Origin of the sequence: Anaeromyxobacter sp., assembly GCA_016718565.1 — a bacterium.
Lineage (GTDB): Bacteria > Myxococcota > Myxococcia > Myxococcales > Anaeromyxobacteraceae > JADKCZ01.
This window is the reverse complement of record JADKCZ010000001.1, coordinates 1,404,421-1,419,774: the sequence shown is the minus strand read 5'-3', so window position 1 is coordinate 1,419,774 and position 15,354 is coordinate 1,404,421. Positions and strand designations below refer to the sequence as shown.

17 protein-coding genes are annotated in these 15,354 nt (G+C 75.0%); 10 read left to right on the top strand and 7 right to left on the bottom strand.

Going from position 1 to position 15,354, the window contains the following annotated elements; genetic code table 11:
- Window positions 1-70 precede the first annotated feature (70 nt).
- From IPO09_06080 to IPO09_06065, 4 genes are read right to left on the bottom strand one after another with little or no spacing between them, the layout of a single operon-like run.
- The gene (locus IPO09_06080) at window positions 71-1,105 is read right to left on the bottom strand and encodes a WD40 repeat domain-containing protein (GenBank protein MBK9516919.1); all 1,035 of its coding nucleotides are present in this window, start codon (window positions 1,103-1,105) and stop codon (window positions 71-73) included.
- Complete coding sequence (locus IPO09_06075; GenBank protein MBK9516918.1) at window positions 1,102-2,076, bottom strand: GTP-binding protein; 975 nt, start codon at window positions 2,074-2,076, stop codon at window positions 1,102-1,104. Before IPO09_06075 ends, IPO09_06080 begins: the two co-directional genes overlap by 4 nt.
- Complete coding sequence (locus IPO09_06070) at window positions 2,073-3,380, bottom strand: energy-coupling factor ABC transporter ATP-binding protein (GenBank protein MBK9516917.1); 1,308 nt, start codon at window positions 3,378-3,380, stop codon at window positions 2,073-2,075. Before IPO09_06070 ends, IPO09_06075 begins: the two co-directional genes overlap by 4 nt.
- A complete protein-coding gene (locus tag IPO09_06065; protein ID MBK9516916.1) occupies window positions 3,377-4,276 on the bottom strand; it encodes an energy-coupling factor ABC transporter permease in 900 nt (299 codons plus the stop codon). The genes IPO09_06070 and IPO09_06065 overlap by 4 nt, the downstream gene beginning before the upstream one ends.
- Before the next feature lie 98 nt (window positions 4,277-4,374).
- Between IPO09_06065 and IPO09_06060 the strand changes: the two genes are divergently transcribed.
- The 4 genes from IPO09_06060 (at window position 4,375) to IPO09_06045 (ending at window position 8,894) form a co-directional block, all read left to right on the top strand.
- Window positions 4,375-4,815, top strand: a complete 441-nt coding sequence (locus IPO09_06060; GenBank protein ID MBK9516915.1) for a transcriptional repressor — start codon at window positions 4,375-4,377, stop codon at window positions 4,813-4,815.
- 199 nt (window positions 4,816-5,014) lie between these two features.
- Complete coding sequence (locus IPO09_06055) at window positions 5,015-5,437, top strand: hypothetical protein (protein ID MBK9516914.1); 423 nt, start codon at window positions 5,015-5,017, stop codon at window positions 5,435-5,437.
- A gap of 149 nt (window positions 5,438-5,586) precedes the next feature.
- Window positions 5,587-8,112 carry a TonB-dependent receptor gene (locus IPO09_06050; GenBank protein ID MBK9516913.1) on the top strand — a complete coding sequence of 842 codons (2,526 nt, stop codon included), beginning with the start codon at window positions 5,587-5,589 and terminating at the stop codon, window positions 8,110-8,112.
- Window positions 8,109-8,894, top strand: a complete 786-nt coding sequence (locus IPO09_06045; protein MBK9516912.1) for a hypothetical protein — start codon at window positions 8,109-8,111, stop codon at window positions 8,892-8,894. The genes IPO09_06050 and IPO09_06045 overlap by 4 nt, the downstream gene beginning before the upstream one ends.
- 36 nt (window positions 8,895-8,930) lie before the next feature.
- Here IPO09_06045 and IPO09_06040 read toward each other — a convergent pair whose 3' ends face one another.
- A complete protein-coding gene (locus IPO09_06040) occupies window positions 8,931-10,028 on the bottom strand; it encodes a hypothetical protein (GenBank protein MBK9516911.1) in 1,098 nt (365 codons plus the stop codon).
- A gap of 179 nt (window positions 10,029-10,207) precedes the next feature.
- On the opposite strand from IPO09_06040, the gene IPO09_06035 reads away from it, so the two are divergent.
- The 4 genes from IPO09_06035 to IPO09_06020 are packed head-to-tail and all read left to right on the top strand — an operon-like array spanning window position 10,208 to window position 12,445.
- Entirely contained in the window at window positions 10,208-10,939 is a 732-nt protein-coding gene (locus IPO09_06035; GenBank protein ID MBK9516910.1) for a MotA/TolQ/ExbB proton channel family protein, read from the top strand.
- Window positions 10,939-11,361 carry a biopolymer transporter ExbD gene (locus tag IPO09_06030; protein MBK9516909.1) on the top strand — a complete coding sequence of 141 codons (423 nt, stop codon included), beginning with the start codon at window positions 10,939-10,941 and terminating at the stop codon, window positions 11,359-11,361. Before IPO09_06035 ends, IPO09_06030 begins: the two co-directional genes overlap by 1 nt.
- Window positions 11,358-12,158: a ferric siderophore ABC transporter substrate-binding protein gene (locus IPO09_06025; protein MBK9516908.1), complete on the top strand. Its 801-nt coding sequence runs from the start codon at window positions 11,358-11,360 to the stop codon at window positions 12,156-12,158. Before IPO09_06030 ends, IPO09_06025 begins: the two co-directional genes overlap by 4 nt.
- The gene (locus IPO09_06020; GenBank protein ID MBK9516907.1) at window positions 12,155-12,445 is read left to right on the top strand and encodes a hypothetical protein; all 291 of its coding nucleotides are present in this window, start codon (window positions 12,155-12,157) and stop codon (window positions 12,443-12,445) included. Before IPO09_06025 ends, IPO09_06020 begins: the two co-directional genes overlap by 4 nt.
- Window positions 12,446-12,548: 103 nt before the next feature.
- Here the strand turns inward: IPO09_06020 and IPO09_06015 are convergent, their stop codons facing one another.
- Window positions 12,549-12,833 (bottom strand): helix-turn-helix domain-containing protein, encoded by a 285-nt coding sequence (locus IPO09_06015; protein ID MBK9516906.1) that lies wholly within the window; start codon window positions 12,831-12,833, stop codon window positions 12,549-12,551.
- 192 nt (window positions 12,834-13,025) lie between these two features.
- On the opposite strand from IPO09_06015, the gene IPO09_06010 reads away from it, so the two are divergent.
- Entirely contained in the window at window positions 13,026-13,244 is a 219-nt protein-coding gene (locus IPO09_06010) for a hypothetical protein (protein ID MBK9516905.1), read from the top strand.
- A gap of 399 nt (window positions 13,245-13,643) precedes the next feature.
- On the opposite strand, the gene IPO09_06005 is transcribed toward IPO09_06010, so the two are convergent.
- Complete coding sequence (locus IPO09_06005) at window positions 13,644-14,309, bottom strand: transposase (protein ID MBK9516904.1); 666 nt, start codon at window positions 14,307-14,309, stop codon at window positions 13,644-13,646.
- Between the two features lie 406 nt (window positions 14,310-14,715).
- Here IPO09_06005 and IPO09_06000 point away from each other — a divergent pair, with 406 nt between their 5' ends.
- Window positions 14,716-15,261 carry a hypothetical protein gene (locus IPO09_06000; protein MBK9516903.1) on the top strand — a complete coding sequence of 182 codons (546 nt, stop codon included), beginning with the start codon at window positions 14,716-14,718 and terminating at the stop codon, window positions 15,259-15,261.
- Window positions 15,262-15,354: the final 93 nt, after the last annotated feature.

The window sequence follows — 15,354 nt, the reverse complement described above, 5'->3', positions numbered from 1 at the left end:
TCGCGCTGGACCGGGCCGGCGTCCTCGCGCAGGGCGGAGGCCGGCGCTCCGGGACGTTCGGTCGGACCACTCACGCCGGCACCAGCGCCAGGAGGTGAACGGTCCCGTCCGCATCGGCGACCACCACCTGCCCCGCCGCCGGGGAGCAGGCCAGCCGCTCCGGTGCGGCTCCCGGCGCCGTCCAGCTGCCGACACGGGCGCCCCACGCCTTGACCGTCCCGTCCTTCGCCGCCGTCAGCAGCACCGGTGCGTCGGGCTCGTGCCGGGTCCAGCACAGGTCCTCCACCTGGTCGGCGTGGCCCTCGAGGACGATGGGCCGACGCCCGCCCGGGCCCTTCCCGGTGAAGTCCCAGAGCGTCACGTCGGCGCCGGCGTCGTTGGCCAGGAGCAGGGCCCCGGGCGCGAACGCCAGGCGCCTGATCTTGACCGGGAAGCCGGTCATCTCCTTCTCCTCGCCGAACGGGAGCGGCCAGACGTGGAGCGAGGCGTCCTGGCCGGCGCTCACCAGCCACCGCTGGTCGGGGCTCAAGGCGAGCGCGAGGACCGAGCCCTTCCACTGGAGGTGGCGGGGCGGCGCCGCGCTCGCGGGCCGGAGCGCGCGCACGCCGCCGTAGCAGCCCGCGTAGAGGGTGCCGTCCGGGGCCCAGCAGAGGTCGGTCACGGTGCTCTCGAACTCGTCGCAGGCCAGCACCTCCCGGCGGTCCCCGTCGTGGACGCGCACCCGGCGCCCACAGGCGGAGGCCAGGAGACGGCCGTCGACCGAGAAGGCGACCCGCTCGGCCCAGCCGCGCTCGGCCCGGCCGAGCGCCTGGGTCGCCCCGGAGGGCACCTCCGACACGCGGACCGCCCCATCCTGCCCGCAGGTGGCCAGGCGCCGGCCATCGGGTGAGAAGGCCGCGTCGAGGGCCCCGCCGGCATGGCCGTCGAGGCGGCGACGCACCTCCCCGGTCGGCGCGTCCAGGAGCAGCACCGGCCCGGCCAACGTCGCCGCGGCCACCAGGGCGCCGTCGGGCGAGAACCGGAGGGCCCCCAGCCGGTCCGGCGCCGGGGTGGACCAGCGGGCCTCGAGGCGGACGGGCGAGGGCTCGGGCTCCCGCCGCCTCACGCGCGGCTCCGGGCCAGGCAGGCGCGCAGCCCGGCCTCGAGGTCGGCGCGGTCGAGGTTGCGGCCGATGAAGACCATCTTGCTGGCGCGCGGTCCGTCGCCCCAGGGCCGCCCCTCCTCTGAGTCGAGCAGCATGTGGACCCCCTGGAAGACGAACTGGCGCGCCTGGCCCGCCAGCGCCACGATCCCCTTGGAGCGGAACAGGTCGTTCCCGCGCTCGCCCAGCAGCTTCCGCAGCCAACCCTCGAACTTCTTCCGGTCGAGCTCCCCCGCGATCTCCAGGCCGACGGAGCCGATGGTGGCGTCATGCTCGTGGGGGTTCTCGCCGAGCAGCCCCGGCTCGACCGAGAGGGCCCGCTGGAGATCGAAGGCCCGCAGGCCGAGCAGCTCCGGCACCCCCACGTCGCAGCGGACGGTCCGCCGGATGGCCGCGAAGCGGTTGAGCGCCCGGATCCGCCCCTCCAGCGCCGCCAGCTCGGGCTCGCCGACCAGATCGGCCTTGTTGAGGAGCAGCACGTCGGCGAAGGCGATCTGCTCCCGGCACTCCTCGGCGTCGTCCAGGTGGAGGGCCACGTGGTGGGCGTCCACCACCGTCACCAGGGCGTTCAGCTCGGTCTGGGCCTTCACCTCGTCGTCCACGAAGAAGGTCTGCAGCACCGGCGCCGGGTCCGCGAGGCCGGTGGTCTCGACCAGGATGTGGTCGAACCGGTCGCGGCGGCGCAGGAGCGTGCCGAGGATGCGGATGAGGTCGCCCCGCACCGTGCAGCAGATGCAGCCGTTGTTCATCTCGAAGATCTCCTCCTCGGCCCCGACCACCAGGTCGTTGTCGATGCCCACCTCGCCGAACTCGTTCTCGATCACGGCGATGCGGCGGCCGTGCTGCTCGGTGAGGATGCGGTTGAGGAGCGTGGTCTTCCCGGACCCCAGGTAGCCGGTGAGGATGGTGACGGGGACTCGAACTGGTTGGGTCATGTGGACACCTCGTGCGTGGCGGTGAGACCGGCGGCGGCGAGCCGTCCGGGTGAGAGCGCCTCGGCCGGCGGGCCGTCGAAGGCGACATGGCCGTCGCGGAGCAGCAGCACGCGGCGGCAGGCGGCTGGCAGGTGGGCCGGCTCGTGCGTCACCCAGAGGACGGCCATCCCCCGGGCCGCGGCGGCCCGCCCGATCAGCCAGGTCACGCCCGCCGCGCTCCGTGGGTCGAGCGCCGCGGTGGGCTCGTCGCACAGCAGCAGGTGCGGCTCGGCCGCCAGCGCGCCAGCCAGGGCCAACCGACGCTTCTCCCCCCCGGAGAGGCCGGGGATGGGCGTCTCGGCCGCGTGGCGCAGGCCCACCTCGCCGAGCAGCGCCTCGGCCGCGGCGGCGGCCGCCGGCCCCTCGAGGCCGCGCTGCGCCAGCCCCCAGAGCAGGTCTTCGCGCGGCGTGGAGCCGAGGATGGCGTCATCGGGATCCTGCGGCACCAGCGCCACCGCGCCCCCGCGTCGGCCGGCGGTCGCCTCGTGGCCGAACCGCTCCACCGCACCCTCCGTGGGGGCGTCGAGGCCCGCCGCCAGCCGGAGCAGGGTCGTCTTGCCCGAGCCGCTGGGCCCGAGCACCGCCACCACCTCGCCGGCGGCCACCGCGAGGTGGAGGATCCGGAGGAGCAGGCGGCCGTCCGGGGCGCGGCGGCTCGCGCCCAGGAGCCGGAGCGCCGGGGCGGCCGCCGGCCCGCGCTCCAGCCCACCAGGCGGTGGCGCGCCTCGCCAGGTCGTCGCCTCGGCACGGCCGAACGATCTCGCATAGGCCCCGTCGAGACCGGCCGCGAGGACCCGCCCGGCCGTGGCCACGCTCACGCCGGCGCCGCGCACCCCGGCCAGCTCCCGCCGCGCCAGCAGCTCGGCCGCCAGGGCCATCCCCGACCGCGCCGGGTGGTCGACCCAGGCGAGGGCTGAGGCTCGGACTCCGGAGGCCCGCAGCGCCCGGGCGAGGCGGAGCCACCCCACCGCGCCGCTCCACCAGCCGCAGCAGGCCGCTCCGGCCAGGCAGCGCAGCATCAGCGTCCCCGCCTGGCCGGGCTGCAGGCCGAAGCCGGCCGCCACGGCGCCGCCCACCAGCGCCTGAGCCGACCCCACGCCGGCGATCCAGGCGCCGCGCCGAGAGGGGCGATCGAGCGCGAGCAGGGCCAGCGAGAGGCCCGCGAGGGCCCCCGCGGCCGGCGGCGCCGCGCTTGTCGCCGCCGCCATCAGGATGGCCACGAGGCAAGCGGTCCGGGCGAGCGAGCCGACCTCGTCGCGGGTCATGGCGCAGGCCTGCCGAGCCGGTCCCACCCGCGCCCCAGGCTGAACCCGGCCACCAGCCCGCCGGCCGAGAAGAAGAAGAGCGGCAGGTCGCCCTGCGCGACCGGGAGCACCGGCCCCGTGCCAGGCCGGCCCGCCTCCTCGGCCGCCGCGCCCATCACGAGGTCGTCCACCCCCCGGTAGTCCTCTGCGGCCGCCACGCCCCCGCCGAGGAGTGCCAGCACCACCGCGGTGGCGGCGGCCGCCCGGCCCCAGGTGGGCAGGGCCTCCGGCCGGCGCCGGAGGAGGGCCCGCCAGATGGCGGCGCCCAGCAGGGCCTCCACGACCAGGAGCGGGGCCTGGATGGGCGCGAAGCCAAGTCCGATGCGGGTGAACCAGTGGAGGAAGCCCTGCGAGCCCGGCAAGGCCAGGGCCAGGATGGCGGCGTCGGCGGCGTAGACCGCGGCGCTCCCCGCCGCGCAGGCGAGGCCGACCACGGCGCCCCTCGGGAGCCGGGCAGCGGTGGCGGCCCGCGCCACCGAGACGGCGATCCAGGGCGCGACGACCCCCATGGTCAGGAGGTTGGCGCCGATGGGCGTGAGCCCCCCGTGGCCGAGCAGCAGCGCCTGCGCCAGGAGGGCCGCGGCCGCCGGCAGCACGGCCAGCCGCGGCCCGAGGATCAGCGCCACCAGCGGCGTGGCGCACAGGTGCGACGACGCCCCCACCACCGGCACGGGGAGCGGGAAGGCCGACGCGGCGAAGGTGAAGGCGAAGGACATGCCCAGCAGGGCGAGGCGCGGCGAAGGGCCGGCGGCGCGGAGCCGGCGAGCCTCCCGGACCCCCAGGGCGAGGAACGGCGCCGCGGCGGCGCCCCAGGCGGCCGCGTGGCCGAGCGGGAGGATGCCTTCGGAGATGTGCATCGGGGCCATGTAGCAGTGGTGCAATTCGATTGCAACAGCATCCCGGAGGCAACAGCAAGGCCGTGCGTTCTCGGCCCAGGCCGTCTACAGTGCCGGGCATGCGGAGGAAGCCATCCGAAGAGGCCGCGCTGCGGACCCGCCTGCGCGCCGCGGGGCTCCGGGCCACCGGCCCCCGGGTCGAGGTGCTGGGCGCGCTGGACCAGGCCAGCGGTCCCGTCTCGCACGGGGAGCTGGCGGAGCAGCTGAGCCGGCGCGGGCTCGACCGGGTGACGGTGTACCGCAACCTCCAGGACCTGGCGGAGGCCGGCCTGGTCGAGCGGACCCTGGTGGGGGACACGACCTGGCGCTTCGAGCTGAAGGGGGCGGGCCAGCACGGCGCCCAGCGGCACCCCCACTTCACCTGCACGTCGTGCGGCGAGGTCATCTGCCTCCCCGACGGCGCCCTCAAGGTGGCCGGCCAGGCGGGGCTCCCCCGGGCGCTTGGGCGCGGTGAGGCCGAGGTGAGCATCCGGGGCGTCTGCGACGGCTGCGAGCCCTGAAGCCACCTGGGTCCGCGCCCGACCCGGCGCGGCCGATCCATCTTGCAACTGCATTGCACCTGCGCTACACCCGGCCCGTGCCCATCCACGCCCCCAGCTGGCCCTCGATCGAGCGGCGCCGCCCTGGCGTGCTGCGGGCGGGCGCTTCCGGAGTTCGCCGTGCGACCGGGCCCTGCCCGCGTTAGGCTGGCCCGATCCAATGCGCATCCGCCGGCCACAGGCGCTGTCCACCGCTCGGCTCTCCAGGGTCCTGCTGGTCCTGGCCCTGCTGACGGCCCAGTTCGGCGCCGCCGCCCACTTCGCCGTGGCGCGCCACGCGGTCTGCGCGGACCACGGCGAGGTCATCCACCCTGGAGAGGGAGCCGAGCCGGGCCACGCCTCGGCCACGGCGCCGAGAGCGGAAGGCCCCGCCCTGGCGGAGGCCTCCGACCACGGCGGCCACGGCCATGGCCTCGATCACTGCGGCCTGGCCTCCCATCGCCGGGCGGCCGTCGTCGAGGTCGGGCCGTCGCTGCCGCAGCGGCCCGAGCACGCGCAGCGCCGCGATGAGGCCGTGCCGGAGCGCGCCATCGCGTCCTCCGGCCTCTACCGGCGCGCGCCCAAGCAGTCCCCACCGGCCTAGCACGCCGACCAGCCCGAGCTCCGGACGGCCACCCCTGGCCGACGGGAGCCCGTGGCCATGCCCCTCTCCGCCAACTCCCGCTGACCCGGTGCGCCTCGGCGCGCCGGGGGAAGGACGCCTTGGTTCACGCCATCGCGGTCGCGGCCTCCATGGCCGTGGCCCTCGCCGCCACACCGCCCCCCGCCGGGCCGGAGCCGGTCGTCAGGCCGCCGGTCCTGGATCGAGCCGTCGAGGCCCGCTATCCGCCGGGGGCGCTCGCCGCCGGCCGGGAGGGCGAGGTCGCCCTCGAACTCACCGTCGGGCTCGACGGCCTCGCCTCGGACGTGACGGTGGTGCGGTCCGCCGGGCCGGAGTTCGACGCGGCCGCCATCGAGGCGGTCACCCAGTGGCGGTTCACCCCGGCGCGGCAGGGCGACGAGCCGGTGGTCGTCCGAATCACCGTTCCCTTCGCCTTCCGCCGCCCGGCCGAGCCACCGCCGGCCCCGGCCACTCCGCCCGCCGAGGGGCCCGCCGCCCCGCCTCCGGCCCCGCTCGCCACCTCCCCGTCCGCCCCCGGCGCGACCGCCGCCGAATCGCCGGCCCCAGAAGAGGAGCAGGTCCTCGACGCGACCGTGCGCGGCCGGGCGCGCCCGCCCAGCCGCGGCTCGGCCGACTACCAAGTGCAGGTCGGGCAGCTCGCGCTGGTGCCCCGCAAGAACGCCGCCGAGCTGCTCAAGCTGGCGCCCGGCATCCTCCTCACCAACGAGGGCGGCGAGGGGCACGCCCAGCAGATCTTCCTGCGCGGCTTCGACGCCCGCCAGGGCCAGGACGTCGAGATCACGGTGGCCGGGGTCCCCGTCAACGAGGTCGGCAACCTCCACGGCAACGGCTACGCCGACGTCCACTTCGTCATCCCGGAGGTGGTCGCGTCGCTGCGGGTGCTCGAGGGCCCCTTCGACCCGCACCAGGGCAACTTCGCCGTGGCCGGCAGCGCCGAGTACGAGCTCGGCCTCGACCAGCGCGGCCTCACCTTCTCCCTGGGCGCCGGCACCTCCGGGACCCGCCGGGTGCTGGCCACCTGGGGGCCGCAGGACGCCCCGCGCGCCACCTTCGGAGCGGTCGAGCTCTACGACACCGCCGGCTTCGGCCGTGCCCGCGCGGCCCAGCGCGGCTCGGTGATCGCCCAGCACGAGTCGCGCCTCGGCGGCGACACGCTGCGGCTCACCTTCCAGGGCTACACGGCGCGGTTCCAGTCGGCCGGGTTGCTGCGGGAGGACGACTTCCGCAGCGGGCGGGTCGGCTTCTTCGACGCCTACGACCTCGGCCAGGGCGGCGACGCCTCCCGGTTCTCGGCCAGCGCGGAGATCGACGGCCGCGCGGGCGGCCTCGCCTACCGCCACCAGGCCTTCTACGTCCGCGGCAGCTCGCGCCTCCGCGAGAACTTCACCGGCTTCCTCCTCGACGTGCAGGAGCCCCAGCAGACGCTCCACCCGCAGCGCGGCGACCTCATCGACCGGCACACCGAGGCGTCCACCGTCGGCCTGAGGAGCGAGGGCCGGACCCGCTTCGGGCTGCTGGGGCGGCAGCACGAGGCCGCCGCGGGCGCCCTGGTGCGCCTCGACTGGACCGATGGGCAGCAGTACCGCGTCCAGGCCTCGAACGGCGCCCCCTATGCCCTGGAGATCGATCTCGGGAGCCGCCTGGCCGACGTGGGCGCCTTCGCCGACCTGTCCCTCTCCGTGGCGCCCTGGCTCACGCTGCGCGGGGGCCTCCGGGCCGACCTCTTCACCTTCGACGTGCTCGACCGGTGCGCGGTCCAGAGCGTCGACCGCCCGAACCCGGGCGATCCGCCCCTCGATCGCAGCTGCCTCTCGCAGCAGAACCTCGGGCGCTACCGCGAGCCGGTCCAGCGCAACTCCACCTCCAGCCTCGCCGTGATGCCGCGGGTGACGGCGGTGTTCACGCCCCTGCCCGGGCTCGGCCTCTCCGCCGCCTACGGCCAGGGGGTCCGGTCCATCGACCCGCAGTACGTCGGCCAGGACCTGAAGACGCCCTTCGCGAGCGCCCGCTCCGCGGAGGTCGGCGCCACCTGGACGACCTCCGGCGCCGCCCTGGCCACCGTGGTCCGCGGCGCAGGCTTCCAGACCAGGGTGGACAAGGACCTGATCTTCAGCGAGAGCGCCGGCCGGAACGTCCTCGGCGGCGGGAGCACCCGCACCGGCGCCCTGCTGGCCGGCCGGGCCACCGGCCGGACCTTCGACCTCAACGCCCACGCCACGCTGGTCCGCGCCACCTTCGACGACACGGGGGCCCTCATCCCCTACGTGCCCGACCTGGTGAGCCGCCTGGACGGCTCGGTCTTCTCCGACCTCCCCTGGCCCCTCGCCGGCGCGCCGGTGCGGGGCACGCTGGCGACCGGCGTCACCTACGTGGGGAGGCGCCCCATCCCGTTCGGCCAGCGCGCCGCCGCGGTGCTCACGGTGGACGCCTCGGCCAGCCTGGGGTGGCGCGCCGTCCGCCTGGCCCTGGAGGTCACCAACCTGCTCGACGCCCGGTACCGGGTCGGCGAGTTCAACTTCGCCTCGGACTGGAACACGCAGCCCCAGCCGACCCTGGTCCCGGTGCGCCACTTCAGCGCCGGGCCGCCACGCCAGTTCCTCTTCACCCTCGAGCTCCGCCCTGGAGGTGCGCCGTGAGCGCCGCCCGCCGACTCCCGCTGCTCGCCGCGCTCGCGCTGGCCGCCTGCGGCTCCACCGAGGGCGACCTCATCACCTTCACCGCCTCCGGCGCCGGGCCGGCCGATGCCGTGGCCGGGCAGCCCCTGACCTTCACCAACCAGCAGGGCTGGACCGTCACGCTCGACCGGGCGCGCCTCCGCGTCGGCGCGCTCTACCTGAACAAGGCCCCGCCCACCGTCGGCCAGCAGACCTCGAACTGCGTCAGCCCCGGGCTCTACACCGCCCAGGTCACGACCGGTCGGATCGTCGACGCGCTCGATCCGGCACCCCAGCCCTTCCCGGTCCCCGGCGAGGGGACGAGCGAGCCGGCGCAGTCCGGCGAGGTCTGGCTGACGGGTGGCCCGGTCGACGCGACGGACGACCGGACCACCATCGCCGACTTCGCGGGGACCGCGGTCCGCGGCGCCGAGGCGGTGACCTTCGAGGGCCAGGTCACCATCGGCCAGAACCGGGCCGTCCCGCCCGACCCGGTGCGCCCCGGCGCCAGCCCGCTCTGCAAGCAGCGGATCGTCACGCCCATCCCCGCCTCGCTGCGCCTCGCACCGGGGACCGGGCTGCTGGTCCGCGTCGACCCCCGCGTCTGGTTCACCGGCGTCGACTTCGGCCAGCTGCCGGTCGATCCGCTCGCCCCCGCGCTGCGCCGCTTCCCGGACCGGACCGACGGCCAGCCGTCCATCAACCTCTACAACGGCCTGCGCTCCCGCCTCGGGACGTACGCCTTCGAGCCGGTGGCGCCGTAGGGCCACCTTTACCCAGGGAGAAGAACCATGCGTGCCTCATCGAAGCTGCTCCTCGTCCCGGCGCTCGTCGCCGGGCTCTCGCTCTCCGGCTGCGGCAATGACAGCAAGAAGACCGCGCGGCCGGTCGCCCTCGGGCCGGCCACCCCGGCGCTCCGCGGCGGCGTCCTCAAGGCCTTCCAGCCGCCGCTCGCCGACCAGGGCGGTGGCGCCTTCGTCATCACGGCGTCCGGTGAGGCGCTCGCCTCGTCGGGCTACGACTTCCCCCCGGCCATCGCCGGCGAGCCCTTCGTCATCGACGGGTGGACCGTCCGCTTCGGCCACGTCCTGGTGGCCTTCGACGACATTCGGCTCAATGCCGACCCCGAGCGCGGCCTGCCCTCCGGCGACTTCTCGCAGCTGGGGCCGGTGGTGGCGGAGGCCAAGGGCCCCTGGGCCGCCGACCTCGCCAACCCCGGCGGCATCGACGGCAAGGGCGGCCCCGACGAGCGGGCCTTCCCCATTGCCGCCTTCACCGCCCAGACCTCCAACGGCAACAACGCCTTCGACCCGGCCTCGCGCTACGCCTTCAGCTTCAAGTCGGTCAAGGCCACGGCCGGCGCATACAACGTCAACCTGACCGCCGCCGAGCTGCCCCTCTACGAGGAGATGGTCGCCAACGGCTGGACCATCCTCGTCACCGGCACCGCCACCTTCACCGCCAACCCGGCCGACTGCCAGAGCAACGGCACCTTCGACTTCTCCACCTTGCCGACCACCGTCGAGTTCAAGGTCGGCTACGACGCCACCGCCGCCTACGGCAACTGCATCAACGCCGATCCCGACGTGCCGGCCGACACCCGCGGCATCCAGGTGAAGCCCGGGCAGTCGGTCATCGCCCAGGCCACCTTCCACACCGACCACCCGTTCTGGAACACCACCGATCACGAGGCCGCCGTCATGTTCTTCGACCAGCTCGCGGCCCTGGCCACCCCGGGCGTCGGTGGCGCGCCCGCCTCGCTCCTGGTCACGGACAAGCCGGGCTCGGACCTGGTCGGCCACGACATCGCCCCGCTCACCACCAGGGCGGGCGGTCACGCTCGGCTGGCGCACCTGCGACCCGGCCGCCTTCCCGCTGCCGTCCTCGACCGAGCGCACCTTCGCGAACCTGGACTTCCCGATCGAGACCAGCTACCAGCAGTACTTCCGGCGCGCGCTCGCCACCTTCGGCCACCTCAACGCCGACGGCCTCTGCGTCGTGACCCAGTAGCACCTGCAGCCTGTCGGGAGCGCCCTGCCCCGCCGCGCGGGGCGGGGCGCTCCGAGGGAGTGGAACCATGGACGTCGTCGAGGCCGTCAAGCAGCTCCTCCTGGTCTCCGGGGCAGGCTGGGTCCTCTGGCTGCTCGGGGCGCTCTCCGTCGCGACGGTGGCGGTGGCGGTGGAGCGGTGGCTCTCCTACCGGGGCCAGGCCACCGACGTCCCCGTCCTGGCCCGCCGCCTCGACGCCCTGCTGGCCCGGGGGGCGCGGGAGGCCGCGGCTGAGGAGCTGGCCGGCTCGCCGGCCCTGGCGGCCAGGGTGGCGTCCGCCGGCCTCCGCCTCGCGCACCTCGGGCCGGTGGCCGCCGAGCGCGCCATGGACAGCGCCGTGTCCCTGGAGCGCCAGGCGCTGGAGCGGCGGCTCGCCTTCCTCGGCACCGTCGGGAACAACGCCCCCTTCATCGGCCTCTTCGGCACCGTGGTGGGCGTGGTCCACGCCTTCGAGGAGCTGGGGCGGGGCGGGAGCGGCCACGCCAGCACGGGCGCCGCCGCGGCGGCCGGCGCCTCGCAGGCCGTCATGACGGCGCTCGCCGAAGCGCTCGTCGCCACCGCGGTCGGCATCGCCGTGGCGCTCCCCGCCATAGCGCTCTACAACGCGCTCCAGCGCCGCGTCGCCACGCTCCTGCAGGAGACCGACGCCATCTCCAACCTCACGCTGGCCTACCTGTCGGCGGAGGCCTCGCCGCACCCCGGCGGCGCCCCGCACCCGGCCGCGACCGTCTCGCCGCTGCGCCCTCCCGAGGTGCGGTGATGGCCGGCCATGGCCCGCCCGACTCGTCCGGGATCGTGACCGGCATCAACGTCACACCGCTCGTCGACATCACGCTGGTGCTGCTCATCATCTTCATCGTCACCGCCAAGATCGTGGTCGCCCCGGCGGTGCCGCTCGACCTCCCCAGGGCCTCCACCAGCGAGGAGCTGCAGGTGGTCCTCTCCGTCGTCGTCCCGGCCTCCGGCCCGGTCCTGGTCGACGGCGTGGCCATGCCGGACCGGGCGGCGCTCCGGGCCCGTGCCAGCGTGGCGCTGGCGCGTGACGCCGACGTGCGGGCGGTCATCAACGCCGACGGGGCCACGCCCCACCGGCGCGTCGTCGAGGCGCTCGACCTCCTGCGCGAGGTCGGCATCGCCCGGGTGGCCTTCGGCGCGCTGCCACTCGAGGAGCCGGCGCGGTGAGCGTGCCGGCGGCGCGGGATGGAGGACCGGGCATCGCCGAGTCGGTGCTCGGCGTGGTGCGGCCCGCCGGCCGTCCACGCCGCAGCGCCCTCGCGCTCGGCGTGGCCCTGGCCATCCACCTCGCGGTCCTGGCTGCCGCGCTCGGCAGCCGCCCGTCCGCCGCCGCCTGGGCCGATGCGCTGGCCGCCCGGCTCCACCGGGAGCTCGGCCGCGAGACGGTCGTGGACCCGGCACCCGCCCCGCCCATCGAGCCGCCCCGGCCCCCACCCGAGCCCCCGGCGCAGCCACGGGCGGTGGCCACCGCACGGCCACCAGGGCCGCCCGCGCCCGCCCAGGCCGGTCGGGTGATCACGCGGCTGCCCGGCCCTTCCGCGCCGCTCGATCTGACGGGCGAGGCCTTCGTGACCGGCGCGGCGACCACCTACGCCGGTGGGGTCACGGCGGCCGCCGGCACCAGCACCGCCCCGGTCTACGCGGACGCGGTGGACCGGCAGGCGCCTCCGGCCACGACCCCGAGCCTGGCTCGACCCGTGTCGCTGGCCGAGGGTGACTGGAGCTGCCCGTGGCCCCAGACCGCCGAGACGGCGGAGCTCGACGAGGCCATTGCCGTGGTCAGGGTCCGGGTCCGCCCGGACGGCTCCGCGGCCGGCGCCACGCTGTTGCGCGATCCCGGCACCGGCTTCGGCCCAGCTGCGGTGGACTGCGCGCTCCGCGCCCGCTACACGCCCGCGGCGGGTCCGGACGGCCGCCCCGTCGAGTCGGAGTCGCCCCCCATCCGCGTGAGGTTCACCCGGTGACGCTCCGCCCCTTCCTGCTCGCCTTGCTGCTGGGGATGGCCGCCTGCGCCGGACGGCCGGCCACCCAGGCCGACTGTGCCGCGCTACTCGACCGGCTGGTGGAGCTGGAGCTGGCCGAGCGGGGGCTGCATGATGCCGTGCTCGCCGAGCGCTGGAAGGCCGACGCGCGGCGCCGGTTCGCAGCCGAGTTGGCGGCGTGCCCCGGCCTGTCGCTCCCGGCCGACGCGCTCTCGTGCGCCGCGACGGTCGAGCGCAGCGGGCAGCTGATCCAGCGCTGCCTGCGGTGAGGTCGCGGCCGAGAGGCGCCGGCGCCGAGCCTGCTCCCCTCGGCACCAGCGATCGCGTGCTCGATCCGGACCGCCTCCTTCCCGGTCGTCTGCCCGGTGTGCCTCATGGATGGGGATCGCGCCATCGCGTCGACCCCTGGCCGGGGGAGCGTCGGCCATCCAGGAAGGCCGCCAGATCCGCCTCCGCGATCCGGATGGCGTGTGTCGAGACCCGGGTGAAGACGAGCCTCTTCGCCTCGCAGAGCGCGTAGACGGTGGCGGTGGACACCGTGAGACGCTCCGCCGCCTCCTTGACCGTCAGCAGCGGACCCACGACCTCATCGCCGCCGGCTTGCATTGCCGGTGCATGAAACGATCGGCGAAACTCGGCTGAACCCGGCGAAGGCATGGAAGGTGCCTCCTCCGGAACACGTCCTGATTGCGAATCCTTGCGAGCCCCTGCATCGCTTGACTGACCGTCCTGGCGGACTTGGGGTGCAAGTGGTCGCTGGTTCAAATCCAGTCGCCCCGACAGTTCGAAGGCCCCGAGATCGGAAACGGTCTCGGGGCCTTCGCCTTCGAGGGCCCACCGGAGGACCACATGCACAACCCCGTCGAGCTCGAGCTGCTGGTCCGCCACATCGGCAAGGCCAAGGGCATCGAGCTGGTCCGCCTGTCGAGGGTCCCCTCCGCGCCGGGCATCGCCCAGGCCGCCATCGACGCCCTGGCCGCGGCCACCGCGGCGTTCGACGGCCTGTACGGCGAGCCGTCGGAGGCCCGGCGTGCCCTCGAGGATCTGCGAGAGCGGTTTCCGAACTAGCGGCCCTCGCCCGTCCGCGACGTCGCGCCGCGTTTCGAAGTCCCCCCTGGTCTGGAAGGCGGGGAAGGCGTGCCGGAAGGGGGAAGGCGTGCCGGACATCGATCGCCAGGAAGGCGTGCCGGACATCGATCGCCAGGGAAGGCGGAAGGCGGAAGGCGTGCCGGACATCGATCGCCAGGGGTTTCAGCGCCCTGAGTCCGCGAGCCTACCCGTCGACCCCTCAGAGAACCGCATCGAGCGCGACGGAGAGCCCCGCTTCTCCCTCAGGACTGAGCCCAGGCTGCCATTGAGACCCGTCACCCACGGTCTACCGGCACTGTTTGCCGAGTTGGGCCGTGCGGTAACGCACCAAGGCCGCCGCGTCGAGGCGGGTCTGGGTCTGTCGACCTGCCAACCGCTTCAGTCCGGCGGGGAGAGGCCGCACGCCTCGAGGCGCACGGTCACCCAGTCGCGGTCCCCGATGAAGGGGCCGTAGACGAGGTCGGGGCGCCGCGAGCGCAGCTCCTCGACGAGCGGCCTGGCGAAGAGGTGCAGGTACGCGGTGCGCCGCACCGGCCGGGTGCGGCCGAGCGCCAGGTACTCCGGCGCATCGGTGATGAGGTCGTCGGGCTCGCCGTAGGCGTAGTGGCGGAAGCTCGACCAGCGCCACCTGCTCGGGGCCCGGACCAGGCCGGCGCGGACGGGGTTGAGGTCGCCGTAGCGCATAACCACGAGCTGGTGGCGGCCGTCCTGGATGCGGGGAGACCTGAGCCGCTCCATGACGACCTGTCCGCGGCCCTGGGTCCGTCGATTGTACCAAACCGCAAAGCCCCAGTTGACCAGCTTCCAGAAGTCGCTGAAGGCCTGCTGCCCCTTGGTGGCCCGGCACATGAGGTGTGGATGGGTGCCCATCAGGCAGTAGGAGTGGATCTCGATTCCGAACTTCTGCTTGTACTTCCGCAGCAGTGCCAGGAAGTGGAGCCGGGCTTCGTCGGAGTCGAGGACCAGGCCATGACCGTGGCTACGCCAGGTGCAGTGGTTGGTCGAGCCTTCCTCGACGAGGTGGCTGCGGGCGAGCCGGGCCATGCTCCGGCTGGCAACAGCAAGCTCCGCGCCAGCGGGTCCCACCGGGCCAAGGGTGTCCGGCACCAGGGCAGCCAGGGCAGGGGCGGGCCAAGGGTGTCCGGCACCAGGGCACAGGGGCCCAGGGGCGGGCCAAGGGTGTCCGGCACCAGGGGCCCCCAGGGGCCCCAGGGGCCCGCGGCGTTCGACGGCCTGTACGGCGATCCGTCGGAGGCCCGGCGCGCCCTCGAGGATCTGCGCGAGCGGTTTCCGAACTAGCGGCCCTCGCCCGTCGGCGACGTCGCGCCGCGTTTCGAAGTCCGCCCTGGTCTCGCTTGACTGGGCGTCCTGGCACCGCACGAGTGGGCTTGGTAGGGTTCCGGGCAGGCCCTCAGCCCCTTCGTCGAACCTCCCGCCATCGAGGAACCACATGTCCAGGTCTCGCCGTGATCCACTGTCCGCCCTGCTCGGGCTGCTCCTGCTGAGCGGCTGCGCCCTGCCGGCCTACGCCATCACCAGGGAGCCGTACGTCCAGCCGACCGCCATCGAGGCGCCGGAGCTGACCTTCTTCCCCGCGGCCAACGCCCAGACCGAGGTGCGGTCCTACCAGGACACCAAGAACTGCCTGTGGATCGTCCCGCTCGGCGGGCCGCTCCAGCTCAAGGAGCCCCGCACCATCAAGATCGAGCCCGGCCAGGAGTTCTCCTTCCGGACCGACTTCTTCTACTTCACGAACCGCCGCTGCCAGCTGATGACCACCTTCCTCCCGGAGATCTTCACCAGGTATCGGGCCCGAGCCGTCACCGACGGAGATCGCTGCGGGGTCCAGCTCTCGCGGGTCGTCGACGGGGTCGAGGTGCCCGAGCCCACCGTCACGCACCGGCCGGTCCGCGCCCGCGGCAGCTGCGCCGAGTACGTCGACTTCAACGGGATGCCCGCCGCGGCCCCGGCGCCGGCCGGGCCGTCGCGCGAGTAACCGGGGACCGGGGACCGGGGACCGGGGACCGGGCGCCGGATCTCGGTCCTGCCCTCGCCGAGCGTCGCGGCGTGGCCTCCTGGCCCCCCGCCA